Source organism: Exiguobacterium sp. K1 (assembly GCF_033721435.1).
GTDB classification, from domain to species: domain Bacteria; phylum Bacillota; class Bacilli; order Exiguobacteriales; family Exiguobacteriaceae; genus Exiguobacterium_A; species Exiguobacterium_A artemiae.
This window is the reverse complement of record NZ_JAOTIT010000001.1, coordinates 743,666-767,473: the sequence shown is the minus strand read 5'-3', so window position 1 is coordinate 767,473 and position 23,808 is coordinate 743,666. Positions and strand designations below refer to the sequence as shown.

Annotated in this window: 33 protein-coding genes; 20 read left to right on the top strand and 13 right to left on the bottom strand. The window is 48.9% G+C overall.

The window, feature by feature from the left end:
- Positions 1-2 precede the first annotated feature (2 nt).
- Together N7U64_RS03870 and N7U64_RS03865 are read right to left on the bottom strand one after the other, a co-directional pair.
- The gene (locus N7U64_RS03870) at positions 3-398 is read right to left on the bottom strand and encodes a GNAT family N-acetyltransferase (protein WP_214764774.1); all 396 of its coding nucleotides are present in this window, start codon (positions 396-398) and stop codon (positions 3-5) included.
- Positions 399-401: 3 nt separating this feature from the next.
- On the bottom strand, positions 402-1,067 hold the full coding sequence (locus tag N7U64_RS03865; protein ID WP_318928569.1) for an HAD family hydrolase: 666 nt from the start codon (positions 1,065-1,067) through the stop codon (positions 402-404).
- Positions 1,068-1,194: 127 nt separating this feature from the next.
- Here N7U64_RS03865 and N7U64_RS03860 point away from each other — a divergent pair, with 127 nt between their 5' ends.
- The gene (locus N7U64_RS03860) at positions 1,195-2,070 is read left to right on the top strand and encodes an alpha/beta hydrolase (protein WP_318928568.1); all 876 of its coding nucleotides are present in this window, start codon (positions 1,195-1,197) and stop codon (positions 2,068-2,070) included.
- A 1-nt stretch (position 2,071) separates the two neighbouring features.
- Here the strand turns inward: N7U64_RS03860 and N7U64_RS03855 are convergent, their stop codons facing one another.
- The 4 genes from N7U64_RS03855 to N7U64_RS03840 form a co-directional block, all read right to left on the bottom strand.
- Positions 2,072-2,974, bottom strand: a complete 903-nt coding sequence (locus N7U64_RS03855) for a sensor domain-containing diguanylate cyclase (RefSeq protein ID WP_214764771.1) — start codon at positions 2,972-2,974, stop codon at positions 2,072-2,074.
- Between the two features lie 207 nt (positions 2,975-3,181).
- Positions 3,182-3,946: an ABC transporter permease gene (locus N7U64_RS03850; protein ID WP_214764770.1), complete on the bottom strand. Its 765-nt coding sequence runs from the start codon at positions 3,944-3,946 to the stop codon at positions 3,182-3,184.
- A complete protein-coding gene (locus N7U64_RS03845) occupies positions 3,943-4,833 on the bottom strand; it encodes an ABC transporter ATP-binding protein (protein WP_318928567.1) in 891 nt (296 codons plus the stop codon). Before N7U64_RS03845 ends, N7U64_RS03850 begins: the two co-directional genes overlap by 4 nt.
- Positions 4,817-5,059 carry a PLDc N-terminal domain-containing protein gene (locus N7U64_RS03840; RefSeq protein WP_012370427.1) on the bottom strand — a complete coding sequence of 81 codons (243 nt, stop codon included), beginning with the start codon at positions 5,057-5,059 and terminating at the stop codon, positions 4,817-4,819. The genes N7U64_RS03845 and N7U64_RS03840 overlap by 17 nt, the downstream gene beginning before the upstream one ends.
- A gap of 163 nt (positions 5,060-5,222) precedes the next feature.
- On the opposite strand from N7U64_RS03840, the gene N7U64_RS03835 reads away from it, so the two are divergent.
- Positions 5,223-5,747, top strand: coding sequence for a transcriptional regulator (locus N7U64_RS03835; protein WP_214764768.1), 525 nt, complete (start codon positions 5,223-5,225; stop codon positions 5,745-5,747).
- Positions 5,748-6,002: 255 nt separating this feature from the next.
- On the opposite strand, the gene N7U64_RS03830 is transcribed toward N7U64_RS03835, so the two are convergent.
- The 3 genes from N7U64_RS03830 to N7U64_RS03820 form a co-directional block, all read right to left on the bottom strand.
- Complete coding sequence (locus N7U64_RS03830; RefSeq protein WP_318928566.1) at positions 6,003-6,536, bottom strand: DUF4256 domain-containing protein; 534 nt, start codon at positions 6,534-6,536, stop codon at positions 6,003-6,005.
- A 58-nt stretch (positions 6,537-6,594) separates the two neighbouring features.
- A complete protein-coding gene (locus N7U64_RS03825; RefSeq protein ID WP_214764766.1) occupies positions 6,595-7,137 on the bottom strand; it encodes a recombinase family protein in 543 nt (180 codons plus the stop codon).
- A 258-nt stretch (positions 7,138-7,395) separates the two neighbouring features.
- A complete protein-coding gene (locus N7U64_RS03820) occupies positions 7,396-8,022 on the bottom strand; it encodes an NAD(P)-dependent oxidoreductase (protein ID WP_214764765.1) in 627 nt (208 codons plus the stop codon).
- Positions 8,023-8,150: 128 nt separating this feature from the next.
- Here N7U64_RS03820 and N7U64_RS03815 point away from each other — a divergent pair, with 128 nt between their 5' ends.
- The 4 genes from N7U64_RS03815 (at position 8,151) to N7U64_RS03800 (ending at position 10,859) form a co-directional block, all read left to right on the top strand.
- On the top strand, positions 8,151-8,567 hold the full coding sequence (locus tag N7U64_RS03815) for an Rrf2 family transcriptional regulator (RefSeq protein WP_214849244.1): 417 nt from the start codon (positions 8,151-8,153) through the stop codon (positions 8,565-8,567).
- Positions 8,568-8,622: 55 nt separating this feature from the next.
- Positions 8,623-9,021 (top strand): hypothetical protein, encoded by a 399-nt coding sequence (locus N7U64_RS03810; RefSeq protein ID WP_318928565.1) that lies wholly within the window; start codon positions 8,623-8,625, stop codon positions 9,019-9,021.
- Positions 9,022-9,114: 93 nt separating this feature from the next.
- Complete coding sequence (locus tag N7U64_RS03805) at positions 9,115-9,807, top strand: ABC transporter ATP-binding protein (protein ID WP_318928564.1); 693 nt, start codon at positions 9,115-9,117, stop codon at positions 9,805-9,807.
- A 62-nt stretch (positions 9,808-9,869) separates the two neighbouring features.
- The gene (locus N7U64_RS03800; RefSeq protein WP_318928563.1) at positions 9,870-10,859 is read left to right on the top strand and encodes an LLM class flavin-dependent oxidoreductase; all 990 of its coding nucleotides are present in this window, start codon (positions 9,870-9,872) and stop codon (positions 10,857-10,859) included.
- Between the two features lie 37 nt (positions 10,860-10,896).
- Here the strand turns inward: N7U64_RS03800 and N7U64_RS03795 are convergent, their stop codons facing one another.
- Complete coding sequence (locus tag N7U64_RS03795) at positions 10,897-11,625, bottom strand: SDR family oxidoreductase (RefSeq protein WP_214764762.1); 729 nt, start codon at positions 11,623-11,625, stop codon at positions 10,897-10,899.
- Between the two features lie 108 nt (positions 11,626-11,733).
- Here N7U64_RS03795 and N7U64_RS03790 point away from each other — a divergent pair, with 108 nt between their 5' ends.
- The 7 genes from N7U64_RS03790 (at position 11,734) to N7U64_RS03760 (ending at position 17,221) form a co-directional block, all read left to right on the top strand.
- Positions 11,734-12,174 carry a hypothetical protein gene (locus N7U64_RS03790; RefSeq protein WP_318928562.1) on the top strand — a complete coding sequence of 147 codons (441 nt, stop codon included), beginning with the start codon at positions 11,734-11,736 and terminating at the stop codon, positions 12,172-12,174.
- A gap of 290 nt (positions 12,175-12,464) precedes the next feature.
- Complete coding sequence (amaP, locus tag N7U64_RS03785; protein ID WP_214764760.1) at positions 12,465-13,007, top strand: alkaline shock response membrane anchor protein AmaP; 543 nt, start codon at positions 12,465-12,467, stop codon at positions 13,005-13,007.
- Between the two features lie 15 nt (positions 13,008-13,022).
- Positions 13,023-13,229 carry a DUF2273 domain-containing protein gene (locus N7U64_RS03780; protein ID WP_114595755.1) on the top strand — a complete coding sequence of 69 codons (207 nt, stop codon included), beginning with the start codon at positions 13,023-13,025 and terminating at the stop codon, positions 13,227-13,229.
- A gap of 47 nt (positions 13,230-13,276) precedes the next feature.
- Complete coding sequence (locus tag N7U64_RS03775; RefSeq protein WP_318928561.1) at positions 13,277-13,720, top strand: Asp23/Gls24 family envelope stress response protein; 444 nt, start codon at positions 13,277-13,279, stop codon at positions 13,718-13,720.
- 158 nt (positions 13,721-13,878) lie between these two features.
- Positions 13,879-14,637 carry an SDR family oxidoreductase gene (locus tag N7U64_RS03770; RefSeq protein WP_012370441.1) on the top strand — a complete coding sequence of 253 codons (759 nt, stop codon included), beginning with the start codon at positions 13,879-13,881 and terminating at the stop codon, positions 14,635-14,637.
- Positions 14,638-14,816: 179 nt separating this feature from the next.
- Entirely contained in the window at positions 14,817-15,725 is a 909-nt protein-coding gene (locus tag N7U64_RS03765; RefSeq protein WP_318928560.1) for a methyl-accepting chemotaxis protein, read from the top strand.
- Between the two features lie 158 nt (positions 15,726-15,883).
- Positions 15,884-17,221, top strand: coding sequence for an MATE family efflux transporter (locus tag N7U64_RS03760; protein ID WP_318928559.1), 1,338 nt, complete (start codon positions 15,884-15,886; stop codon positions 17,219-17,221).
- Here the strand turns inward: N7U64_RS03760 and N7U64_RS03755 are convergent.
- The gene (locus N7U64_RS03755; protein ID WP_318928558.1) at positions 17,218-17,601 is read right to left on the bottom strand and encodes a hypothetical protein; all 384 of its coding nucleotides are present in this window, start codon (positions 17,599-17,601) and stop codon (positions 17,218-17,220) included. The genes N7U64_RS03760 and N7U64_RS03755 overlap by 4 nt on opposite strands.
- Before the next feature lie 143 nt (positions 17,602-17,744).
- Between N7U64_RS03755 and N7U64_RS03750 the strand changes: the two genes are divergently transcribed.
- The 7 genes from N7U64_RS03750 (at position 17,745) to N7U64_RS03720 (ending at position 21,301) form a co-directional block, all read left to right on the top strand.
- On the top strand, positions 17,745-18,149 hold the full coding sequence (locus tag N7U64_RS03750; RefSeq protein WP_012370445.1) for a hypothetical protein: 405 nt from the start codon (positions 17,745-17,747) through the stop codon (positions 18,147-18,149).
- Between the two features lie 151 nt (positions 18,150-18,300).
- On the top strand, positions 18,301-18,783 hold the full coding sequence (locus tag N7U64_RS03745) for a hypothetical protein (RefSeq protein WP_318928557.1): 483 nt from the start codon (positions 18,301-18,303) through the stop codon (positions 18,781-18,783).
- Positions 18,776-19,489 carry a nucleotidyltransferase domain-containing protein gene (locus N7U64_RS03740; RefSeq protein ID WP_318928556.1) on the top strand — a complete coding sequence of 238 codons (714 nt, stop codon included), beginning with the start codon at positions 18,776-18,778 and terminating at the stop codon, positions 19,487-19,489. Before N7U64_RS03745 ends, N7U64_RS03740 begins: the two co-directional genes overlap by 8 nt.
- Before the next feature lie 17 nt (positions 19,490-19,506).
- On the top strand, positions 19,507-19,959 hold the full coding sequence (locus N7U64_RS03735) for a GNAT family N-acetyltransferase (protein ID WP_012370448.1): 453 nt from the start codon (positions 19,507-19,509) through the stop codon (positions 19,957-19,959).
- Positions 19,956-20,567 (top strand): hypothetical protein, encoded by a 612-nt coding sequence (locus tag N7U64_RS03730; protein ID WP_318928555.1) that lies wholly within the window; start codon positions 19,956-19,958, stop codon positions 20,565-20,567. The genes N7U64_RS03735 and N7U64_RS03730 overlap by 4 nt, the downstream gene beginning before the upstream one ends.
- Before the next feature lie 71 nt (positions 20,568-20,638).
- Positions 20,639-20,962, top strand: a complete 324-nt coding sequence (locus tag N7U64_RS03725) for an antibiotic biosynthesis monooxygenase (RefSeq protein WP_026828280.1) — start codon at positions 20,639-20,641, stop codon at positions 20,960-20,962.
- 108 nt (positions 20,963-21,070) lie between these two features.
- The gene (locus tag N7U64_RS03720) at positions 21,071-21,301 is read left to right on the top strand and encodes a hypothetical protein (protein ID WP_214849230.1); all 231 of its coding nucleotides are present in this window, start codon (positions 21,071-21,073) and stop codon (positions 21,299-21,301) included.
- Between the two features lies 1 nt (position 21,302).
- Here N7U64_RS03720 and N7U64_RS03715 read toward each other — a convergent pair whose 3' ends face one another.
- Positions 21,303-22,523, bottom strand: coding sequence for a hypothetical protein (locus N7U64_RS03715; protein WP_318928554.1), 1,221 nt, complete (start codon positions 22,521-22,523; stop codon positions 21,303-21,305).
- Positions 22,524-22,525: 2 nt separating this feature from the next.
- Complete coding sequence (locus N7U64_RS03710) at positions 22,526-23,476, bottom strand: hypothetical protein (protein ID WP_318928553.1); 951 nt, start codon at positions 23,474-23,476, stop codon at positions 22,526-22,528.
- Positions 23,477-23,808: the final 332 nt, after the last annotated feature.

Genomic DNA, 23,808 nt, shown 5'->3' with positions numbered 1-23,808 from the left:
CGTTATTCGAAGGATTTCCGAAACCCGTAAAACGGGCGGAACGCCTGACCGCGGTAAAAACTCTCCGAACTGCTCGACGCGAGGACTTCGATTCGCGTCGTCGGAAACGCTTCATGCAGGCGGGCAAACAGCTGTTGTGCGAGACCCTGGCCTCGAAATTCGGCATCAATCAGTAATTCGCAAATGTATAACGTGACTTGGGTGTCGGTCATGCCGCGGACATACCCGACGACTTCAGCCGCCTGTTCGACGACAAACGCCGCATTGGAATGTTGCCAGGCCAGTTTTGTCCGGTCATGCAGACGGACGAGCTGATTCCAGCCTTCCGCCGCATTTAAGCGCTGAATCGCGGGGAAGTCCTGTTCCTGATAGGGGCGGATCTGATATTCTGATTTCATGTGTTAAAACCTGCTTTCCTGGTTGAGTCGTGTGATGAAAGGTAAAAGCTGCGACCAGTCGTGTAACGTGCCCTCAACGGGAGCGGTCGATTTCAGAAGTGCCGGCATCCCGACGGCTTTAGCCGCGGCGACGTCATGCAACGGATGATCGCCGATGAAGAGAACCTGTTCCGGCTCCAGTCCAAAGGCTTGTTCGGGACGTAAAAACAACGCAGGCTCCGGCTTGGAAAGACCAACTTCTTCCGAAATCAAAATCGGATCAAAAAAGTGCTGTAAGCCGTGCGCTTCGATAACGGACCGTTGCAGATCGCTCCGCCCGTTCGTAATCAGACCGAGACGGTAAGAGGAAGACAACGACAACGACTCGAGCAAAGAAATCGTTCCCGGGAAGAGGACACTGGGTTTTGCGAACCCGGTCAAGTAATCGTCGAGCAGCACTTCCGGGGAGACATCCAGCTGAAAGTGAGCGACGAGTTGCTGGTAGACGCGGTCTTTCCAAACGAGACCACGTTGATCCCATTCGATGAACAGGGTCTGGTAGACATCAGCCGGACAGTTCGAGATCGGAGCGATCAAGCGGAGATGTTGATCGGCGATAAAACGCACTAAAGACATCTCGCGATTGAGCAACGTGCCATCAAGATCAAATAAGAGGGCTTGAATCGGCATCAGAAAATAACTCCTATACATATTAAATATTTCAACTACCGTAATATTAAATTAAATAAACCACGCCAAAAAGGATAATTCAATTCTTTCTATACTACCAGTCCTGTCAACAAAAAGGAGGTCCACCATGCATTTCAATGCTCCATCATACCCGAAACAATGGTTCGACACGAAATCAGCCGGAACACCGGTCGTCATTTTAACTGGAATGGGCTGTTCCTATGAAGAATGGTATGAAGTCATCCAGTCGCTGCGACCCGCCTACAGGATTCTCAGTTTCCACCGCCATTCCTGGAAAGAAGGGGACGGTATTCACCGGACAGGTCACGCCATCCAACAGTTGCAAACTCTGTTAAGCGGATCAAACGTTGATGAACCAATTCTGCTGATCGGTCATTCCTACGGGGGATTGATTGCTCAGGAATTTACGAAACTGTTCCCGGAATGCATCAAAGGCCTGATACTGGTTGATTCCACATCCGTCGATTTACATGAACTTGATGCGCTCGATACGCCGGTTCTCGATGCGGTATCATCGGATGCCGCCTGGCAAGCGTTATGCCGGGACTACGCGACCAACACAAAAGAACAACTCAAACAGTTGTTGCAACCGGTCCTGACCGGGGCTCAAAAGCGATTACCCCAAGCAGTCCAGGATGCTCTGGTCGACTTTCAGACCGAACCAAACCTGTATGCGATGATGGATTCTGAAGTGGAACACTGGAAAACGGATGCGGCGCGGATCCGCACCGGCCCGTTTCCGGACGTTCCCTTGATTGTGATTGGGCGGGATCCGGAGCTTTCCATCCAGAACGGCATCAACGACGGCTTACCGGAAGACGAGCTGCGGCAGGTCGAGGAGACATGGAACCGGTTAGTCTTACGGCAGGCAACATTAACGAAACAAGCTGATTTCATCACGGCAACAGGCGCAGGTCACGCGATTCATCTTGACCGTCCTGATTTTGTCATCTCAGCTGTAACCAAGCTCGACGTCACATGACTCATACCAACGTTTTCGACCGTTGCTTTTCTTGATACATCATCTGATCGGCTTTTCGTAACAAGTCCAGGACGTCTGTCGTCGCTGTTTGGTAAGCAAAACCAAGCGAAACCGACAACTCATGACGATCGAAATCGCATCGTAGGGCGGCGATTAAATCGAGCACAGTTTGTTCTGTCCCATTTTGACTGACGATGACAAATTCATCCCCGCCGAGACGAAAGGCGTCTGGGCTGAATCGGCTTAAACAAAGAGCCGTCTGTTCGAGCAGAGCGTCTCCCGCCACATGTCCGAACCGGTCGTTCACTTGCTTTAAGTCATTGAGGTCAAGGGTTATTAAACCCAGAGGAAGCAATGGACCGTCTTGCAACTCCGAAACCAGCCCGTCAAACGCATGCCGGTTGTACAGTCCCGTCAAGGAATCACGTTCGCACAGTTGCTCGAGTTCCTTCTGACGTGCTCTCGCGGCATCCATATTCCGGATGACGCCCTGGACAGCAACGATTTCGCCGTTTTCATAAATCGGTGTCGTGTATTCCTCAAACCAGATGTAGATTCCATCGTTCGTCCGCCAGCGTTGCGGAAATGGCTCGTCATAGTTGCAGTTGCCGGAGATTTTCGACATCAGAATCTCGACATCATCCGGATGAATCCGGTCGAAACAATCCGACGGGTCGGCATAACTCGCCTCGACCGTCCCGGCACCGATATGTTCATCGAGGGCAGGGCTGATATAACGGAACCGATAGACCGGTCTCACTTCAAAAATGTACATGATATCTTTCGAATGTTTTCCGAATGTCGCGATCGTCGGCTGGACCGAAGACGACCGCTTCATTTTTTGGAACATGAAGCGTCCAAGCAGCGTACATACAACCCCAATCATGATTCCGACCCACAGCACACGGGTTCACCTGCCTTATGTAGTTATTCCTTAATCTGAAGATGGAATGATTTGTAAAACCAGACACAGTAAAGTATAGCAAAGAAACCGTTCTTGATATACAGAAAATCCCATTTTCATTTCCGAAAGTCTCGAACATCCTAAACACGGCACCCGCTTTGGCAGGTGCCGTGTTGTCGTAGCCATGAAAAGGGAGATGGAAAATCGTCAATTTTTGAGCTTTTTACTAGCCCACATGAGATTCAAAAAGGTGAACAGCAAACACGAAAAGATACTTCGATATGACACAACAGACGATCTGACCAGTTGATGCTCCGCGACGTTTAGGATCGACGAGGGGAACCCATCAGAAAAAACAGGATCAAGGTTCTTGAGGACCAGAAGCAGAAAGCTGATTCCGATGGCAGAGATCGCAATCAGGACCTGATGTCTTACATACATACTGATGACGATGACCAGACTGATCAAATAAAGAATCCACAAACTGTAGAGAACGGAAAAAGAAATCAATTTTGTCATCGGGAACGCGCCGAACAAATACACGGTACAGCCGTAGGAGGTCAGAATCCCGAATCCAAGACTGAACATGCTGATGAACCAATGGGCAATCAGTTTGGCGGAAACATAACAGTGTATCGAAACCTGGCGCGTCAGAATAAAATCCTGCATCCCGTTTTGACGGTCCGTTGCAATCAGTCCCATGAAGCTGATCAGTAAGATAATCAGTCCGATTTGATTAAATTGACCGGAAATGGTCGATAAAAATACTTCGTTTGCTGTCGGAGCCGGTTTGTCCGGGTCGAGGATGACTCCGATCGAACCGCCCATCTGTTGCAGAATGAGGTCCATATACAGATTAATCAACGGTTGGGTCAAACCGAGTAGAACAAAAAAAATCGTCAACCAGACGTATTTATATTCCTTTGCCGCTTCTGTCAGTTCTACCCTTACAAGTGCTGTGAACTGACTCATACATCCGCCGCCAGTTCGAGAAACGTGTCTTCCAGTCCCACTTCATGGAAACCGACGGATATCACGTCCAACTGTTTTAAAGAGCAGGCGGTTAAGACGTGTTTCAAATTGAACGCATGTGTTCCGGTGATGAGAAAGGCAACAGGGGATAGTTTTTCTACGGTGACGGATGGAAAGCAATTCAGGACCTGATCGACTGATACGGCATTCCTGAACTGAAGGCGCACCTGTTGAAGATCAATCGTTTGATCCTCCCGGTAAAGGTGTTTGATGATCCGGCCGTTTTTCATGATAATATAACGGTCACAAATCTCCCGGATGTCATGCAGTATGTGCGTCGACAACAAAATCGTCATCCGTTGCTTCAGACGCCCGATCAAGTTCCGGATTTCATTTCGCCCGATTGGATCGAGGGAGGCGACAGGTTCGTCTAAAATTAAAAATTGCGGCTCATGCAGAATGGCTTGCGCAATTCCGAGGCGTTGTTTCATTCCGCCTGATAACTGTTCGACCGGAACATCTTGTTTGTCCTGAAGACCGACTTCTTTTAATGTTTGTGAAATACGCTTCTCTAGCAACTCTTTTTTTATGCCGGATAATTTTCCGAAAAAGAGCAAAGATTCCCGGCACGTCATCCAGGGTTTAAAATCCGTGTATTGCGATAAGTAACCGATCTGTTTTTTGTAACGTTCAATCGGTTGATCCTGAAATGAAATCTCACCTGATTCATATGAAAGAATTCCCATCAGGCATTTGATCAGCGTTGTTTTACCTGCTCCATTGGGGCCAAGCAAGCCGATGCATTCGTTTTCCTGAATCGAAAAATCAATTCCGTCGAGAATTTTTCGTTTATTCAACGTTTTGTGGAGATTATGAATGGTAATCATGACGGATGCTCCTCCTTCCGACGATCAGGTACAGGATCGGGCCAATCAGTTGCATACTTAAAATGACGAATAACCAGACATACGGCAAAGCAATCTGTTTTTTTCGGTTCGACCAGTCAAAAAGGGTAATTCCGATCAACAATACATGTAAGGAGAAAATCGGGATGAGGAGGGGAAGCCATTGCAGCCAGTCAATCTCAAGTAAAGGCGTTATCTCTGTATTCATACAGTCACTCCTTTCTATTATCATTATCGATAATGATAATTAATAAGTCAACCTGTTTTCACTTTTGATAAAAATTGCACTGTACATATGGTATGTTCATGTAGCGGAACGTGTTTTGTTTGAAATACGGCACATTTAATGTGCCAGGAAAGGGAGCAATGAAATGAATTTAGATTTGTTTAAGAATCAGGTCAGGTTCAAAATCGCACTGGAATTGATTGATCGTGATGAGGGAATGTCCATCATGCAGCTGAACAAACGGCTCGATGATGTTCCCCAAGCTACGCTGTACCGTCATGTGAATGCGATGCTTCAAGATTCTTTGTTGAAAGTAATCGGCGTCCAGCGTGCAGGAAAAGTCGAGGAAAAAATTTATGCCTTGAACACTTCCGGATATAAAATTAAAGAGGAAGACTGGACTTCTGCGACGTACGACGAAAAAGTCAATTTCGTCTCGCTTTATTTTATGTATATCTTGCAAAATTATAAGAACTATCAGGAGACGCTTTCTTTAACCGACAGCCCGGATCAGGCGACATTCTCGCTTGTAAAACTCAATTTACCCGATGAAACATTCCGGACTTTTGAATCCGAGCTCGCCGCCTTACTGGAAAAGTATCACGGATTATCCGCACATCACGAAGAGGTGGAGACGAAAAGAACCGTATCCTTAGTCATCATCCCATGACGGAAGATCAAAGGTGCTGACTCAAAAAAGAACCATTCATTTTTTCACGCCCTTTTCCTCAGGGGAGATTCAAGCCGATTTTTCTGCCTTAATCAGGCAGGAAAGCGGGTCTTGTTTATCTCTGATAGCGCAAAAAGGCACTTTTCCTGTGGGAGTTGCGTGAAAAGAGTGGTTCTTTTTTAACCCGATAAGGGTGGCAGATTTCAATTCTGCCACCCTTACCTTTGTAGAGATTGGCTTTTTGAGTCAGCCTCTTTAAATCGTTCCTAACATGAAATACGTTCGAAAACCGCGGTTGGCGTAATACGAGTCGGCTCCATTGTGGTATACGAAAACATGATCATACCGCCGGTCACAGAATAACGCGCCGCCTTGCGCCCGGATCGCTTCCGGCGTCTCAATCCAGCTCGACGTCTTTACATCAAACGGTTGGATCGTTTGCAGATGACGGTAAAGGTCTTCTGTCAATAAGGAGACACCGTGTGCAACAGCTTCCGCGACGGCGCTGCCGGCAGGTTTATTTTTCTTCCGCTTTTCCAGTGCAACATCGTCATAACACAAACTGCGGCGACCCGAAGGACTTTCCGCTGCACAATCAACAAAAAACCACTGACCATGTGGCATTGTAACGATATCCGGTTCGCCGCCGGTCTGTTCCATCCATTCAAGGGAACGGAGCATTTCCAATGATAGTCGTGACACGACATCATCCCAGTTCACGTCAGGATGCCGATCAGGATGCTCCGTAAACCGGTGGTGAAGGATGTCAATTAACGTTGCTTGATCCATGTTCTTTCCGCCTTTCGATAGCTAGTTTATTTTCTCTAGAAGATGTATTAAATGTACATCATTTTTCCAAATAACGGTAGAGGGTACTTTTGCTGATACCTGTTTGCTCCCGGATTTCAGCCAAACTGTACTGTTTACTTTGATACATGTCAATCGCTCGTTTGACATTTTCATCCGGCTTTCGTGGGCGTCCCGTCTGTTTGCCGAGCTCTTTTGCTTTCGACAGTCCTTCGCGGGTCGCCATGCTGACGACGTCACTTTGGAGGGCGACGAGATGCTGGACGATGTCACGGAACGACTGATTCAGGGCCTGTCGGGTGTCAATGTCTTCCCGGATTGATAAGAGGTAGGCTTGCTTTATATCCAAGGCGTTCAACACTTCAATCAGGTGACGCGTCGAATCCGCCAACACATACAAATGAGAGACAAGGATGATGTCACCCGGCCTGATATCTTCTAACAATTGTTCAAGCACATATCGTCGTTTCGAGGAACTGTGTTCTTCGATTCTTACTTGATCGGTTTCATAGGTCTTAAATGCCTCGACTTGTTTCTCACAAGCCGGATCTTCAAAGTAGGGGCGCATGTAACCAATAATCATAATGTTCTCCTCGCTCGAATCAAAATACCTGCTGCGATGAAAGGAATAAGCGGATCTGTTCTAGATGAAACTCGTATTCAAAGTTCATCCAGCCGGTGTTTATCTGTCACTTCCTAGTATAAGGGAAACCTGGACGAGAAGAAAGGTGGGGTACTATACAGGAATCGGTGGAGAAATAAACGATAAGAACACTTTCTGCATGACCTGATTTTTAATACATTAAAAACGTCCTCGTCAGACGAGAACGTCGGCAATCCATTAAACTGATACAACAGAAATCCGTTCCTTGTCGTGGCGGTGATGCTCGACTTCATCCGCTAACGCAACGGCATAATCAGCGTAACTGATGTAACTTTCACCCGCGGCATTGACGGTCAGGACATCTTTCGCCAATTGATACTTTCCGGTCCTCGGTCCTTCCGGATCAAAGAAGGCGGCCGGACTGATGAACGTCCAGTGTAAATCAACGGTCTGTCGCAAATCTTCCAGGTTTTTCGCCTGATTCTTTGCTGTCGGCAGGTAAGCAGAAGGGAAATCCGGTGTATCCGCAAGACGGAGTGTCTGTTCCTCGTCGACATACAGGCTGCCCGCACCGCCGACGATGATCAAGCGGGTCGGCGTACCGCGTAACTGATCAATCAAGTGCCGACCGAGATCGACATGTTGGTGTTCATTTCCCGGTGACGCTCCGAACGCATTGATGACGACATCAAAATCTGTCAATTCCTCCGTCGTCAATGCGAACGCATTCCGTTCGAGCACCGTATCGTGTTGGGTCCGCGCCGCATCCCGGACGATTGCCGTCAACGCATGACCCCGTTCAGCCAATTCCTCCAAAATGACCCGTCCTGCTTTTCCACTGGCTCCAATGATTGCAATCTTCATCCAAAACGCCTCCTTGGGATTATATGTAGCTTTACATGTAATTATTTTAGTTACAGAATTTATCATTGTCAAGCCAATTGACATTAAACGGGATGCTCATTACACTAAATGCATTGGTGGTGAAACAAATGATTAACAGTCGACTAGCGGTTTCTGTCCACATCCTGGCCTTGATCGCGACACATCCGGATCAAGCCTTGTCGTCGGACTACATCGCCGGAAGTGTCAATACGAATCCGGTCGTCATCCGTCGCTTGATCGGCTCGTTACGCCAAGCGGGATTACTGTCGACGGTCGCCGGAAAAAGCGGGGCGACTTTGACAAAAAATCCGCAGGACATTACATTACTAATGATTTACCGGGCCGTCGAACCGAAAGAGACCTTATTTTCCATGCACGAGCAGCCGAATCTGGCCTGTCCGGTCGGCCGCGACATCCAGTCCACACTCAACCAGTCATTTACCCGGGCTCAACAGGCTCTTGAAGCAGAGCTCGGAACCGAAACGCTTGCGGATATCCTCCATCGTCTTGTCCGGACAAGATGATGGTCGTCTGCCGTTTAATGAAAACGCCTTCACTTTTGAAAGGGGAAATGTCAAGATGCGACTGATCAGTTATTCAGCCGTCAGTGCAATCGGATCCTTTTTGCTGTTCACGGCCTATGCCTTCCTGACAAATATCGAAAATGAATTCTTGTATCAGTTTGGGACGTTTGCGACGACCTTGTTTACATTCGCTGTCGGCTTGCCGGTACTTTTCCTGACAAGGCGGTATCCATTTCCTTTACGCTGTTTGATTTATGTGACGGCCGGTGTCTTTACGATTTTATTATTCGTCGGCTTTTATGATTATTTTGGTCAGGCGACATTTGTCGAGTCACGGCAAAACTTAAGCGGGATCGTCCGATTCGCGACACTGGCCTGTCTGTTTTATATCGTGCCGTATGAATGGCTGTATCAAAAAAAATCGTCGCCCAATCACCCTTCGATGTCTTCCTGAACGGGACCTTCTGAAAAGAAGGTCTTTTTTGCAGGAATTCCCAATAAAAAGGAGAAAAAGGTAGACAGCTACTTAAAGAGGAGGAGAATGTTCATGCAAGATACATTCATTTGTCGACAACTCGGGAAGTCCTTTATCGGAGACGGCATCGAGACACATGCGTTATCCGACATCAACCTGACACTGGATGCCGGCGATTTTATTTCCATCATCGGTCCGTCCGGCTCCGGCAAATCGACGTTGCTCAGCTTGATCGGGACACTCGATCGTCCGACGAGCGGCACGTTATCCTACGGGGATCAGGCGATTCATCAACTCAAAAGCAAGGAACTGTCCGATTTCCGGTTTGAGAACGTCGGCTTCATCTTTCAACAGTTCCATCTGATTCCGACCCTGACGGCACTCGAAAATGTCATGGCACCGTTGTTCGGACGGAAAGTGACGTATGACAAAAAAGAACGGGCCTTGTCCTTGCTTGAAAAAGTCGGACTCGCCGACAAAGCCGGTTCGCTGCCGTCACAACTGTCCGGTGGTCAACAGCAACGGGTCGCCGTCGCCCGGGCGCTTGTCCATGAACCGAAGTGGCTACTCGCAGATGAACCGACCGGGAATCTCGATACCGAAACCGGTGAAATCATCTTTAACCTGTTGCGCAGTTTAAACGAGGAGAAGGGGTGCGGTGTCCTGTTCGTCACCCATGATCCGGCACTTGCTGAACGGGCCAACCGGAAAATCGAGATGCGTGACGGTCTCGTCATCGAAGACCAACGGCTTGTCCGCACCTGACACCTTCTTTTTGAATTCACCGCATCGACCGCGTACACTGAATGTGTAGAGGAGGCGAGGTCATGCGCTTAGGAATCCTGGATCAAGTCCCGCTTCACGAAGGGGATACAATCGAACAGACGATGGAAGCAACAAAACGACTGGTCGTCGAGGCGGAACGGCTTGGTTACGACCGCTATTGGTTTGCCGAACATCATAATACAAACGGACTGCTCAGTGCCGCACCGGAACTGTTCCTTGCCCGGATGGGAGACGTCACCTCCCGGATCAGACTCGGGTCCGGAGGTATTCTGTTACCCCAGTATCATCCGCTCAAAATCGCCGAGACTTTTTCAACGCTCGCCGCGTTTTATCCGGGCCGGATCGAACTCGGCATCGGCAATTCACCGGGCGGCAGTGAACGGACCCGGCGGGCATTGACGGATGGCGCAGGCAACGCGGCAGCAGACTTTCCGCGGTTACTCGATGAAGTGGACGGGTTTTTGACCGACCGGTTGTCATCGCGTCACCCATACCGGATCGTCAAGACGACACCCCGGATCAAGGAACAGGTGCCGTTATCCGTGCTCGGTTTGTCACCGCGAAGTGCCTCACTGGCCGCTGAGCGCGGACATGGACTCGTATTCGGTCACTTCATCAATCCCGACAAATGGGAAGAAACGTTACAGACATATCGCGACGAATTTGTCCCAGTCGATGGACGGACACCAAACGTTATCGTCTGTGTCTTCGTCATCTGTGCCGAGACGACGGCAGAAGCGGAAGCCTTGGCCCGGACACAGGGCGCCTGGATTCAAGGCATCCGGCTCGGTCACTCGATTGTACCGTCGTTTGCGACAACGGAAAACAAACAGTGGAACGAAGAGCAGCAACGGCGTATTCAAAATGATCGCCGGCGGACGATCGTCGGGACACCGGACGAAGTCGCCGAGGCATTGCAGGCGTTATCCGACCGTTACCAGACCAATCAGTTCTTATTGATCAACAACGCGTTTGATCAGCAAAAGCGGCGCCGGTCCTATCAGTTGATTGCGGAACGATTACTGCGTTAAAAAACACCGCCTGAAAGCAGGCGGTGTTCGTTTTCTCTTATTGTTGGGCTGTCGGGCGGATCAGGATCTCATTGACCGCCACATCGTCCGGTTCGTTGACAGCGTAAGCAATCGCCCGGGCAATCGCGTCAGCGTCCATCGCTTTTAAGTTACCGATTCCTTGTTTGATCTCTTCATCCGTGATGTGATCTTTCAGCTCGGTATCGACCGCTCCCGGTGAAATGATGGTCGCCCGGATGTTATTGTCGACCGATTCTTCTTTTCGTAAGCCTTCCGTAATCGCACGGACGGCAAACTTCGTCCCGCTGTAGACCGCACTCGACGGCATGACATCGTGTCCGGCAACGGATGAGATGTTGATGATATGTCCGCGTTTTTGCTCACGCATGTATGGCAGGACGGCACCAATGCCGTACAGCACACCTTTAATATTGACGTCGACCATCGTGTTCCACTCGTCCTGCTTGTTTTTGTTCAGTTTCGACAGCGGCATCAGGCCGGCGTTATTGACGAGGACATCAACCGAACCGAACGTATCCTGCGCGAGTTTTGCGAGTTGCTCGACTTGCGCCGAATCCGTGACATCCGTTACTTGATAAACGGCTTTGCCGCCAAGCTGTTCAATTTCCTGTTGCAAGGTTTTCAGACGATCTTCCCGGCGTGCCGCGAGAACCAGTTGTGCACCTTGTTTGGCCAGTAACTTAGCCGTGGCTTCCCCGATACCACTTGATGCTCCTGTAATGATGACGACTTTATTTTCGATCATGCAAAAAACCTCCTGTATATTTTTTTAACTCAACCCTAGAGGTATTAGCCTTTTTTCAACACAAGCAAACCTCGGACCGACAGTTCGAAGGAAGAAAGGATACCGATTATGAAAAAACGATTTTGGCTTGTTCTTCTATTAATAGTCGGATTGATGTTATATCTCGAACCGTTTCGCGGAACCCCTCCGGAACCGGACGTTTCCGTCAACGGGACGGACATCGCTGTAACGAGCGGTTCGTCCTGCTGGAATAGCTTGTTGAACAGCAAGTGTATTGACCTGAGTGACTCGACTCCACTCGACATGACAGCGGAACAAACACCAACCGTCGTCAAACCCGGTCAGAAAATTGAGGTCGCCTTTAACGATGGTCCAGCACCGGAACGAATCAAAGCCGAGCAATGGCAGAAAAATGACACGAAAAAAACGATTCGGCTGAAGAATGAACAGATTACCGCCCCCGATCAAAAAGGGGTCTATACCTACCATGTCTATGCCTGGTGGAAAAAAGGGGACGGCAACGTCGCTTTCCCTGTCCAGGTAAAATGATATTGACAACGCAATAATCGTGTGGTAAATCTCGTTTTTTCATAAAATACGAAAGTTCCTTCCTTGATTTTTCGATGGGAGGGACTTTTTTTATGAAATAAAGTAAATAAAACACTGGATTAGAGCAATTCAGCCTTTAAATTATCAGAATAATGAAACTTTAATTAAAAGTGTATTTTAATGTTTTAAGGTCTAGTGAACGGGAATAAACACACCATACACATAATATTTCAGCTAGCGAAAGTCTTATGTGAAAGAATCTTACAACGTTATCTAAAGGAGAGATGAAGATGAATGGGTTCAATCGTTTCTTACTCGTTCTCATCGGCCTGCTTGGGTTAGTCAGCGTCGGTTTACTGGTCCTCGGCGTTTATGACGTTCCGCGCATCAGTCCGTTGCTCGAACAATGGCAGGATCAACAATGGTACAGCTACACGGTGCTCTCGATTGGTGGATTTTTAGCTTTCGTATTCGTCATTCTCTTATTTACCGGATTACTCAGTCGCTCGAAAGGTCAACGATTGTTGATCCGGACAGGAGACGGCAACATCACGATTTCGAAAGAAACCATCGAACGGACGGCACTTGAGTCGATTCGTGGGATTAATGGCGTCCGGACACCAAGTGTCCATGCGGATATCCATTCGAAGAAAGAAACAGTCGCTCTGACCGTTGACTGTTCGGTTTTCGGACAGGAAGGGTTGCCGACGATCGGGAAAGATATTCAAGAACGGGCGAAACACGCGGTCGAGTCGTTACTGGAATTACCGGTAACGAGCACGAAAGTCAAAATCAGTGATACAAAAACAAAAACGTCGGAACGAGTCGTTTAAAGGGAGGAATTGAACATGAGTACGAAAGAACAGTTGTATCCGTACCGGTTCCGGTTAATCGGCGGTCTCGTTGGACTCGTGATCGCGGTTCTGTTCCTGACAATCGGTTTCGGACCCACGATGTTACTGCTCGTCTTCACCGCGATCGGCTTTTTGATCGGGAAATGGCGGGACGGGGCACTCGATATTGAAGGATGGATTCAGTTCTTTAACCGGGACTGATTCATATATAAAATAACCTACACTTTATTCAAAAGGAGAGATTTCAAATGGCAAACGAATCATTAAACACAACTGGACAAAATGAAGAGGTACGTACGAATAAATTAACATTCGAAGATCAAGTCATCAAAAAGATCGCCGGGATTGCTTCAAATGAAGTACAAGGCATTTTATCAATGAGTGGTGGATTCATGAGCGGTTTGACGGATCGCCTCCGCAGCACGGAAGACATCACAAAAGGTGTCGGCGCAGAAGTCGGTGAGCGCCAGGTCGCGCTTGATCTTCGCGTCATCGTCGAATACGGCAAAAACATCCCGTCGATCTTCCAGGAAACGGTCGCTAAAATCAAAAAAGCAATCGGTGATATGACAGGACTTGAAGTCGTCGAAGTCAACATGCATGTCGAAGACGTCATGACACGGGCCGAATTCGATGCGAAAAGCAAAAACAATGAAGCCGCAGAAGAAAAAACAAGCCGCGAATTAAAATAATCGAATCGACCGGGAATTCTCGTTGTGAGAGTTCCTGGTTTTTTCGTGTTTTCCAAAAAAACGTTTACCAAATTACCATCAATCCGCGTGACTGTAAGGATTGAAAACGGGAAAAGACAAAGGAAGACTTCAATCCAATCGGAAAGGATGAGATGATCATGCGTTTAGACGGAAAAGTCATCATCGTTACCGGAGCTGCTTCCGGAATGGGTAAGGCGATGGCAGAGATATTTGCAGCGGAGGGGGCACATGTCGTTGTTTCGGATATTCATGGTGAAGCAGCACGACAAGTCGCGCAGTCGATTACTGAAAACGGAGGAACGGCACTCGCAGTGGAAACGAATGTGGCAGAAGAAACCGCCGTTCAGCAATTGATCGATCAAACCATTACGACGTACGGGAAGCTGGATGTCCTTGTCAATAATGCCGGCATCATGGACGGAATGGAAGGCGTAGGGGATATCTCGGACGAGCGCTGGGAACGTGTTTTCTCCGTTAACACGACCGCCGTCATGCGTGCGATGCGGCTTGCCGTTCCGTTGTTCCAGAAACAGGGTCACGGTGTCATTCTCAATAACATTTCAATCGGCGGGTTGAACGGTGCGCGGGCCGGAGCCGCCTATACGGCGTCGAAACACGCCGTCGTCGGCTTGACGAAAAACACCGCCTATCTGTACGCTAAGGAAGGAATCCGTTGCAACGGAATTGCTCCCGGTGCAGTCGAGACGAACATCGGTCAGTCGATGACGAACATCAATGAATTCGGGATGGGCCGGACGATGCTCGGGATGGGACTGAATCCCCGGTCAGCGAAGCCGGAAGAAATTGCCCGGTTGGCGTTGTTCCTTGTTTCCGAAGAGAGCAGTTTCGTCAACGGGGCAATTGTCATCGCGGACGGCGGCTGGAGTGCTTATTAAAGAGATTTCTTAAGGTTCCCTGATCAAAGGGGGCCTTTTTTGATTGAATAATAATTTAGAGCAGTCATTAATTGATGGAACGCTATTCAATATGGAAGGAATTAGTCGATAAAAGGAATAATAAGATAGTGTAATCCAAATGAGGAGTCTTCAGCAGACGGGAAAGGGTGGATCAATCGATGCAAGAACAGACGACACGCGTGACGGATACCCAAGTCATCCGGGCAATTGAACAGAACCTGGCGATTATCCGATTTGATGACCGACGTAAGGTCGCTTACGTCAATGAGTTGTTTGCCCGGACGATGGGGTATGAGGCCGATGAGTTAATCGGGCGGTACCACCGGGACCTTTGTTTCCCCGGATTCGCGGACAGTCCGGCTTATGAACTGTTTTGGCGCAAGCTGATGCAAGGCATCACGTATCAAGACAAAATCGAGCGGCGGTCGGCGGACGGACAACAAAAGTGGCTCGAAGCGACGTATATGCCGATTTTCTCGGAGGACGGACGGAGTGTCGTCGGCGTGTCAAAAATTGCAACCGACATCACCGTTCGACAACAGGATGTCTTGCGGATGGCAGACGAATTGAATGCCACCTCAGCTTTTTTGACGGTGAAATCAGAAAGCGGACGCCAGGATGGACTCCATGTATTGGCAACCGTTCAGCAGGTCGAAGCGGAATCGACAGCAAACCTCGCGAATCTCGTCCAACTCCAGGCGCAGACCGATTCAATCACCGATATCGTCACGACAATCCGTGACATCGCCGCCCAAACCAACCTGTTGGCACTCAATGCAGCGATCGAAGCGGCGCGCGCCGGCGAACACGGACGCGGGTTCAACGTCGTCGCGACAGAAGTCCGCAATCTGTCCAATAAAGTCTCGCTATCAATCGGTGAAATCAAGGAGAATATCGAAGGGATCGTTCAACGGATTTCGGAAGTCTCAACGAGTATTGAACACATCTCGTTAAAAGTCAAAACAAGCAGCGGACAGCTCGAACAGACGGTCCGCGAATTTGATCTCTTGGCGGATTCTGCCAAGCAATTGGAGAAACAGGCAAAAGAATTTGTGCGGGTGTTATGACGCCTGCATGGTTTTAATGACTCATTCCTGCCTTCTTTCGTGTGATTCTGACAAGAGTCATCCGGAAGAAGGTCTTTTTACGTCAAAAATACATTATACTAAGCAGATGTTTGATGAAATCGAAAGTAGCCTGGCTACTCAAAAAAGGAGGGCTGGTCATGTCAGTCTCGACGACTGTTACAGCACGCCAGTACGGACTACTGGCATATCCGCTGATTCTGTCGAGTATTTTGACGCCGCTGCTTGGCGTCACCGATACGATTACGATCGGACAGACCGGGGATGCGGTCGCCATCGGGGCGATAGCGATCGGCGCTGTGTTCTTTAACACGATTTATTGGCTGTTCGGATTTTTAAAAGTCAGTACGACCGGCTTCAGTGCCCAAGCGAGTGTCCATCAGGATGAAACGGCGTTGCACTTTGCTTTATACCGCCCGGTTTTGCTCGGATTCATGATCGGACTCGTATTGATCCTTTTACGTGTTCCGTTGACGGCAGGGGGACTTTACTTACTGGCAGCGCCTGAATCCTTGTTGCCGGATGTCGCGACGTACATTGATTACCGGATTTACGGGGCACCGTTCGTCCTGGTCGGATACGCGGTTCTCGGCTGGCTGATCGGGCAGGGGCAGGTGAAACGTGCTCTGTTGATTCAAATATTCAGCAACCTCATCAATATCGTCCTCGATGTCGTCTTTGTCCTCGGCCTCGGATACGGTGTTACCGGTGTCGCGATTGCGACACTCGTCGCTGAAATCAGTATCGTCGCTTCCGGATTCCTGATCATGTTCCGGCAACTCGCCTGGAAAGCCGTCTATCGCGATCTCTTATTTCATGTCCAGGCGTACCGGCAGTTTTTTAACGTCAATGCCGATTTATTCGTCCGGACTATTTTTCTGTTGCTCGTGACCGGCTGGTTTACCCGGACCGGTGCGCAATTCGGACCGGATGTGCTGGCGGCCAACGCCATCTTGTTGCAAATCCAGTATGTGATCGCCTACTGGTTCGGAGGACTCGGCAGTGCTTCGACGATTCTCGTCGGACGGGCGCGGGGGCGGCATGATGAAGCCGGTTACCGGAAAAGTCTTTCATTGACACGGCAATTCGGGATCGCTTCCATCGTGTTGATCATCGGACTGTTAGCTGTTTTCCAGGATGCCTTCCTGCGGCTGTTTTCAACCGATCCGCTCTTGCTCGACGTTTCCGCTCTGTATTACGCGTGGATCCTCGTCTTTCCATTGACCGGTGGATTTGCGATGCTGTACGAAGGGGTCTTTTCGGGACTGGCCCGGGCAAAACCGGTCCGGAACTCGATGATTCAGGCTTTTCTTGTGTTCGGACTATTACTGCTGTCGATTTACTGGATCGGCAATCACGGGGTCTGGCTCGCATTCATCGGTTTCGGTCTGGCACGATCGCTGTCACTCCATCTGGCGGAGCGCCGGCTGAACCTGACATTTGAACGACCGGACAAAAAAACGGATCTTCCTGTTTAACGATCAACAGTGAAGATCCGTTCTTTTATCGTATTACTTTTAATTTGTTTTCGTGCATCAACCGAATCCCGGATATGTATGATGTAACGGCGTCCCTTTTGATAACCCGAGCGGGGCGGCTTGATCCGGAGTTCCTTGCCGTCAATGACTTCAAGCTCCGTCTGCATCCGTTCGCCGGTCGAATCCGTGATCGTGACCGTCCGGTCCGAGACTTGTTCCGGACGCAGTCCTTTCGAGAATTCGATATCAAACGTATGATACTTCGAAATCGTCCGCGCACGAGACTTGAAGTGGGGGCCGTCCGTCTGCTCGTCGAGCGTACAGTAACACCCGGTGAAAATTAAGCAAACAGTGAGGATAATGGAAAATAACGGTTTCACAATCAAGCTCCTTTCAGCATATTTTTCATTATAAGACAAATAATGGGAGGGTTCAATCATTCTCGGGACGGATTCTGAAATAACCCTTCAAGACAAGCCGTGGGTGATGGTATACTCAAGCGAGAGAAAGGCAGTGGTAAAACATGCAACAGACAGATCAACGCGAAATCATCGTTTCCATCCGGACGAGTTACGATTTCAAAGCCGATGAAGGACGTGCCGTACGTGTCGTCGAATTTCACGGACGCCGGACAACCGTCATCGATACGTTTAAAAAATCAACGCCGAAACGGATGATTCTCCTCGAGATGATCCGCGCCGTGCAGTCCTTTAAAGAGCCGTTCCATATCATCTTTAATGTGGAATGCAACTTCGGTTTCAAGTACCTCAACGATGAACGGAAGTGGGAAAACCGCGATCTTGGAGATACGTTCAACGAATTGATTCAAGCAGGCGGACATACGATTGAGCTCCGCGACTGTTCGTTTTATGAAGGCGGCAAAGACTTGCAGAAGTGGCTGCTGAATATCCTGAAAAAAGCGAATTGACCTTTTACAGACAGATGACGTTCACGGGACGGTCATCTGTTTTTTTGTTGTTGCCATTCCCGTCGTCTGCAAATATGTGGTAAATTTAGAGGATAGAAAAATGACAACCAGATCGACATCACCGTCAACTATTTCGTAAAGAGGTGGAATTATGAACAAAGAAGATCATCAAATTGCCCGCAAGCTCGTATCTACGTATTTGACAGGGACTCAAATCTCGACGATTCACCTGACAGGCTTTATCAGCATCGAACTGATTAATCTTTATGATGCCACGATTCCAGATATCTCAATCCGGATTGAAACCGACCGCTTGTATTACGGGGATGTCGAATCTTCGAAGGACTGGGTCGTCCGCCATATGCCGAAAGAAGAGATGCTTCACTTGATTGTGACGTTACATACCGAACGAATCATTGCCGTCCGAATCGGAAAAGCCGCTCCTCATCTGTTCATCACCTTCAGTTCGGGAAAAACGCTTGTGATCAACGGGTCGGATACGTATTACGAATCATGGGCCATCGACATGACGCTCCCGGATCAAGGACTTGTCTCGATCGTCGCCGTCCCGGGGGATGAACTGGCAGTTTTCGCTTCCGACAATACGCTTTTGCATAATCAGACACATGAGTGATCAGCTTCAAAAGGCACTTCTGACCGCACGCTCCGTTATCGAAAATCGTTATCCGGATTGTAACGCCGCTTTACTCGCCGGAAGTTTTGTCCGGGGGCAGGCGACTGCGACATCCGATTTGGATCTCGTCGTGTTTTATGAATCCGTTGCAGCTTCTTACCGGGAATCGTTCACCTTCGATCAATATCCGGTCGAAGCATTCATCCATTCGAGTACGACCATCCGGGAGTTTTTCCGGCAGGACCGGGAACGCGGACGTCCGTCGATGCAACGGATGGTCGCAGAAGGTCTCGTCGTACGGGATCATCCGATGCTTGTGCCGCTGAAAACACAAGCCGAAACAGAGTTACTTGCCGGTCCGCCGGTTCTTTCGCTTACTGAAATGAACCGGGCCCGGTACTTTCTGACCGATCTGCTCGATGATTTCATCGGCGTGAGCGACCGGACGGACGGGCTCGGAATCGCTGCCCGGTTGCTCGAACAAGCGACGGACTTCCGGTTGCGGGCTTCCGGTCACTGGACGGGACAAGGGAAATGGCTGATCCGCAGTCTGGCAATCGTCGATCCGGTCGAGGCCAAACGATTGGCGGACGCTTTTAATGTGTATTTCCGATCCGATCAAAAACAGGCTGTCATCGATTTGGTGGAACAGTGGCTCGATTCGCATGGCGGTCGTTATTTTGACGGTTTTTCAATCGGAAAGTGAGAAAAGGGGAGAGGCGGATGCTAACTATTCGGGAAGGGACGGAAGAATCCGCTCCCTACAAAACGTTTCTGCAAGAAAAAATTCGGACGTATAATAATGAACAATCCCCGCACCATGCCAAAAAACGCCGTGCTGCGGTATATCCCGTCCATGTGATGGTATTCGAGGAAGAACAGATTGTCGGAGGAATCTATGGGGAAATCTATTGGGGTTGGCTTGAGATTGAATTTCTTTATCTACCGGACAGCTTACGTGCGCAAGGTCTCGGCAGTCAACTGTTACACCGAATCGAAACGTTAGCGCGTCAATCCGGGGTTAACCGCGTTCTTGTGACGACGTTTTCTTTTCAGGCGTATGACTTCTATCAAAAATACGGATATGAGACAGTCGGCGTGATCGCGGACTATCCACCCGGATTCTCGCACTACACACTCGTCAAACACTTTATTCCGTCTTCAGGTTCGGCATGAAGAAACGGATTTGGTTGTTCTTGGCTATGATTTGTCTCGCTGGCGGATTGGTCTCCTCACTGAAACAAACGGCACAGATTGCTGCTTATGGCGTGACGCCTCAAACGCTGATCGATGTCATGAATCAGTATCCGGCGAAGGTTCCGTTCTCGACCAAACAGGTGTACTGGATCGAACCGCTCGGTGACAGCCATACGATTGCATTCGTCAAAACGGAAAAAGCGCATCTGTTACTCGTGTTGCAACAAACGGACTCGACCTATCGGATCGTCCGCCTGATCCGCCAAGCGCCGCAACCAAACGACTGGTTTGAAGGACGGTTACTGGAAGTCGAGCAAAAACGTTATTTGGCCGTTTACGGGGAAAATCGCTCCCAAAACCTGAACCGGTTGACATTTGATCCGTATAAAGCGACTTACGACGGGAAACAGGAACGGAACGTACCGCTGAAAGACATCAAACGGACGCTGGATGTCCGGAAAAAGGACAGTTTCCATACGATTCAAGCCTTGCCGGAAGCCTTTCCCCGGTCGCTCTTTTTTGATATTCATGCTGTCGATGCACAGGGCAACGAACAGTTGCGCCGGTTGTCGAATACGCTTGACTGAAGTCTCCGGACTGGGAAGAGCCGTCTTGCGTTCGGTATACTGAAGATAGTTAAGACAGAGGGGGACATAGTATGTGGATTGTCATGAATCAACTGCGTGTACAAAACGGGAAAGCCGATCAAGTCGCGGCACGTTTTCAGACGACAAAAGGAATTGAGCAGATGGAAGGATTTGTCCGGATGCAGGTCTTAGTGGATCTCAGTCAGGATGAGCATGATGTCGTCACGATCATGACGACGTGGGACAAACAGGAGCATTTCCATGCCTGGCAGGCGAGCCAGGCCTATAAAGGTGTCCATAAGAAACGGGATGAAGGGACATCGGAAGTCAAACCGCTTGTCCTGTCAAACGCTGTCACGGAATATGCCGTCGTCGCCGATCATACCCACGCTTAAGCAAAACCGTCTTTTCCCATGAATGGGGAAGAGACGGTTTTTGTCTGGAGTGGATGATTCGGAAAGCGGGTAAAAGAATTAAAATTGAACCTCGAGAGGTGACGGAAGATGGCGACACGTAAAGGCATCGTTTCCGGTTTGACAGTTTTGTTCGGCATGATGTTCATCATCGGTTTTTTCCTGTCCGGCGGTTTTGTCTACCTGTACTTTTTTGCCCTGCTGATTGCCTGCGCGTCCTTTTTACGGGAACGGCTGACGCGCGGGGAGTGGTTGCAGGAAGGAATCGCCTTTATCTTGTTTTGTGCGGTCATTTTCCTCGTCGAACAGCTGATTTTTTAACTCATTTGATCTGATAGGTATCAAGCAGCAAATCGCGCCCTTCTGCAGGTAACTTAAAGCTGATTTTCCGGTGGACATCTTCCAGATAGATATCGGTTTTTTTGATTCGCCGGTCGAGATAAATCTTAAATTGTTGCGCTTTTCCGTCCTTCATCAACGTTAAGTACGGTCGTTCGGCGAGTCGTCCTTTCCGCTCCGCCTCTTCACTGTCCTCAATCAGCCGAACCAACTGTTTGGATTCTTCGAGTGACGTCTCGATGTAGGCATCGGGTGCGAGCGGCTCCGCCATATCTAAATCGCCGTTCACAAATTTCAGCTTTCCGAGCGGCCGGTCATGAAACAGGGCGAAACGCGGTAACGAATAGTCCGCGTCGTACAGTTCGTCCGGCGGCACGTCAAGATTAGGCGGAAGTTGTTGTTCGTGCTTGACGGTCAGCTGGTAACGGGTCGTCTGTCCGGTTTTTTCTTTGACGGTGACCGTACCGTAAGTGCCGTCTGCATGTGGTGCCTCCTTGAACTGAATCGTACTTCGCTCCTTCGAAGAATGAATGGGCGCACGATAGCGTGCTTGCCCTATCAGATTCAACTGGACTTCGTACGGTTCTTGAATCTGAATGTTCGATTCGAGAACAAGCGGGACGGATCCGACAAACGGTGTCAGCTCCATGATGTTCGTGACGACCGTCTGTTTCGTTTGATCATTTGTTGCCCGGACGACAAGATAACCGGTCGTCGGGACCGTCAGCTGTCGTGCAGATTTCATCAAGGATCTGCCGGAGATGCGGACACTTTCCTCGAAGTTAGAAGATAACTTCTGAAACTCTATCTGATCGTGAGGCGTGACCAGGTGTTTGGATGGAAAGCGATCCTGTTTTGGAGTCAACTTGTGATAACCGGGTTTTGAAATATAGTCATGGCAATACAAAAAACGATCCTGTTTTGTTTTCAGATAGACGGCCTGCTCGCCCATCGATTCCGGAAACTGGCTGACGAGATTAACGAAATATTGTGTGCCGACTGCATAATCCTTCGGGGCAGCCACCCGTTTTGTCGCACACACCTGTTTGATGAGGGCACCCAGCTTCGGATCATCTTTCTTGAGATCAGTCAGGTTCAACGTGTCGTACACTTGCGGTAAGTAGGTGTAATCGATTGGTTTTGCCTCCGGACTACAGCCGCTCAACAGGACGGCACCAAGCAGGACGGGAATCAGTTGACGCATAGTTATTCCTCCACTTCTGTCAGGAGATCGGCTGCGACTTTACCGGACAGTTTCGCTGTTTTTTTCGTTTTTGTATCTTTGACATAGATATCGGTTTTGTTGGCACGTGCTTTTACGTATAGTTCAAACGATTGGCTTTTTCCGTTTTGAATCAATGTCATATACCGGATATCTGCCCGCTTCCCTTGGGTTTTTTCAAGCGTTACTTCCTTTAAATCGTTCGAAACCTGCTTGGCAAGCTTGTCCGGTAACAGAGACAGTTGCCGGAAGTTTCCGTCTTTGAGTGCAGCGTCGTTCGGATGCAGGAATCCGTGGATCTCTTTATTATCATTTCCAATCCCGTTAAAGCCGCGGACACGAATATCTTTTACTGTTGTCTCGTAACGCAGAGAAATCGTCTTATTCAGAGGCTTTTCCGTGTCTTTTGATTGGAAGGTCACGTACGGAATCGTCTTGTTCACCGGTAAGATGTCAGGAAGCGGGTGATAGGTCAAATCAACGGCTTGTTTACCGATAGTTTTTACAACGTCTTCTTGATTAAAGTACTGGTCTGATTTGATCATCAATGCATATGTCTTGGACGACAGACCCTCCGTCGTCTTTTCGAACGACAACTCAAGTTTCGGATAGGAAAACGATGCCGGTAATCCGAAAAGGGGTTGCTGTTGACCGTCTTCTTCTTTTTCCAGAAACACGAGTTGTCCTGTTACCGGGAACTCGATTGACAGGCGTTGCACGTTCTTTGACACATCTACAGCCTCTGCTTTCCGTTTTGCTGCTTTGTTATATGTACGGACGGTTAAAGCCGGTTCTGTGATCGGTGAACGTTCTTGACCGGAGGTTGATTTCAGCCAAGGATGCTCTTTTAATTGAATCGGGTGCGCCGTCAGCCGATTTGTTTTCGGTGAACGACACGTTAAGTAGTAGGTATCTCCTGTTGCGATGTATTGCAACTCAATCGGCGGGGTATAGGTTCCGACTTGTTGTAAGCTGAAGTAAAGTCCATATTCACCAAGTGTCCGGTATTGTTTCGGCAGGGGAGCCGTCTTTTTTGTGTTTTCGCATGTTTTTAACAGGTAGGCGGACTGCTGTCTCGGTACCGGTTCAAATAATTCATCCGAAAAATTTACAGCTTCCCAGTAATTCGGATTGCGTTCTAACTGTAATAAGGATTCTGTCCCGCATCCTGTCAGGAACAGGCTACCGGCGAAACTGATTGCGAGTACGGATTTTTTAATGGTAATCGCTCCTTCCTTCTTTTAACAATATTTTACCATGAGGACAC

Excerpts from the sequence above, each read along its gene's own strand:
- N7U64_RS03870 (WP_214764774.1), bottom strand. The coding sequence starts at position 398 with ATGAAATCAGAATATCAGATCCGCCCCTATCAGGAACAGGACTTCCCC.
- N7U64_RS03865 (WP_318928569.1), bottom strand. The coding sequence starts at position 1,067 with ATGCCGATTCAAGCCCTCTTATTTGATCTTGATGGCACGTTGCTCAAT.
- N7U64_RS03860 (WP_318928568.1), top strand. The coding sequence starts at position 1,195 with ATGCATTTCAATGCTCCATCATACCCGAAACAATGGTTCGACACGAAA.
- N7U64_RS03850 (WP_214764770.1), bottom strand. The coding sequence starts at position 3,946 with ATGAGTCAGTTCACAGCACTTGTAAGGGTAGAACTGACAGAAGCGGCA.
- N7U64_RS03845 (WP_318928567.1), bottom strand. The coding sequence starts at position 4,833 with ATGATTACCATTCATAATCTCCACAAAACGTTGAATAAACGAAAAATT.
- N7U64_RS03840 (WP_012370427.1), bottom strand. The coding sequence starts at position 5,059 with ATGAATACAGAGATAACGCCTTTACTTGAGATTGACTGGCTGCAATGG.
- N7U64_RS03835 (WP_214764768.1), top strand. The coding sequence starts at position 5,223 with ATGAATTTAGATTTGTTTAAGAATCAGGTCAGGTTCAAAATCGCACTG.
- N7U64_RS03830 (WP_318928566.1), bottom strand. The coding sequence starts at position 6,536 with ATGGATCAAGCAACGTTAATTGACATCCTTCACCACCGGTTTACGGAG.
- N7U64_RS03825 (WP_214764766.1), bottom strand. The coding sequence starts at position 7,137 with ATGATTATTGGTTACATGCGCCCCTACTTTGAAGATCCGGCTTGTGAG.
- N7U64_RS03820 (WP_214764765.1), bottom strand. The coding sequence starts at position 8,022 with ATGAAGATTGCAATCATTGGAGCCAGTGGAAAAGCAGGACGGGTCATT.
- N7U64_RS03815 (WP_214849244.1), top strand. The coding sequence starts at position 8,151 with ATGATTAACAGTCGACTAGCGGTTTCTGTCCACATCCTGGCCTTGATC.
- N7U64_RS03810 (WP_318928565.1), top strand. The coding sequence starts at position 8,623 with ATGCGACTGATCAGTTATTCAGCCGTCAGTGCAATCGGATCCTTTTTG.
- N7U64_RS03805 (WP_318928564.1), top strand. The coding sequence starts at position 9,115 with ATGCAAGATACATTCATTTGTCGACAACTCGGGAAGTCCTTTATCGGA.
- N7U64_RS03800 (WP_318928563.1), top strand. The coding sequence starts at position 9,870 with ATGCGCTTAGGAATCCTGGATCAAGTCCCGCTTCACGAAGGGGATACA.
- N7U64_RS03795 (WP_214764762.1), bottom strand. The coding sequence starts at position 11,625 with ATGATCGAAAATAAAGTCGTCATCATTACAGGAGCATCAAGTGGTATC.
- N7U64_RS03790 (WP_318928562.1), top strand. The coding sequence starts at position 11,734 with ATGAAAAAACGATTTTGGCTTGTTCTTCTATTAATAGTCGGATTGATG.
- amaP (WP_214764760.1), top strand. The coding sequence starts at position 12,465 with ATGAATGGGTTCAATCGTTTCTTACTCGTTCTCATCGGCCTGCTTGGG.
- N7U64_RS03780 (WP_114595755.1), top strand. The coding sequence starts at position 13,023 with ATGAGTACGAAAGAACAGTTGTATCCGTACCGGTTCCGGTTAATCGGC.
- N7U64_RS03775 (WP_318928561.1), top strand. The coding sequence starts at position 13,277 with ATGGCAAACGAATCATTAAACACAACTGGACAAAATGAAGAGGTACGT.
- N7U64_RS03770 (WP_012370441.1), top strand. The coding sequence starts at position 13,879 with ATGCGTTTAGACGGAAAAGTCATCATCGTTACCGGAGCTGCTTCCGGA.
- N7U64_RS03765 (WP_318928560.1), top strand. The coding sequence starts at position 14,817 with ATGCAAGAACAGACGACACGCGTGACGGATACCCAAGTCATCCGGGCA.
- N7U64_RS03760 (WP_318928559.1), top strand. The coding sequence starts at position 15,884 with ATGTCAGTCTCGACGACTGTTACAGCACGCCAGTACGGACTACTGGCA.
- N7U64_RS03750 (WP_012370445.1), top strand. The coding sequence starts at position 17,745 with ATGCAACAGACAGATCAACGCGAAATCATCGTTTCCATCCGGACGAGT.
- N7U64_RS03745 (WP_318928557.1), top strand. The coding sequence starts at position 18,301 with ATGAACAAAGAAGATCATCAAATTGCCCGCAAGCTCGTATCTACGTAT.
- N7U64_RS03740 (WP_318928556.1), top strand. The coding sequence starts at position 18,776 with ATGAGTGATCAGCTTCAAAAGGCACTTCTGACCGCACGCTCCGTTATC.
- N7U64_RS03735 (WP_012370448.1), top strand. The coding sequence starts at position 19,507 with ATGCTAACTATTCGGGAAGGGACGGAAGAATCCGCTCCCTACAAAACG.
- N7U64_RS03730 (WP_318928555.1), top strand. The coding sequence starts at position 19,956 with ATGAAGAAACGGATTTGGTTGTTCTTGGCTATGATTTGTCTCGCTGGC.
- N7U64_RS03725 (WP_026828280.1), top strand. The coding sequence starts at position 20,639 with ATGTGGATTGTCATGAATCAACTGCGTGTACAAAACGGGAAAGCCGAT.
- N7U64_RS03720 (WP_214849230.1), top strand. The coding sequence starts at position 21,071 with ATGGCGACACGTAAAGGCATCGTTTCCGGTTTGACAGTTTTGTTCGGC.
- N7U64_RS03715 (WP_318928554.1), bottom strand. The coding sequence starts at position 22,523 with ATGCGTCAACTGATTCCCGTCCTGCTTGGTGCCGTCCTGTTGAGCGGC.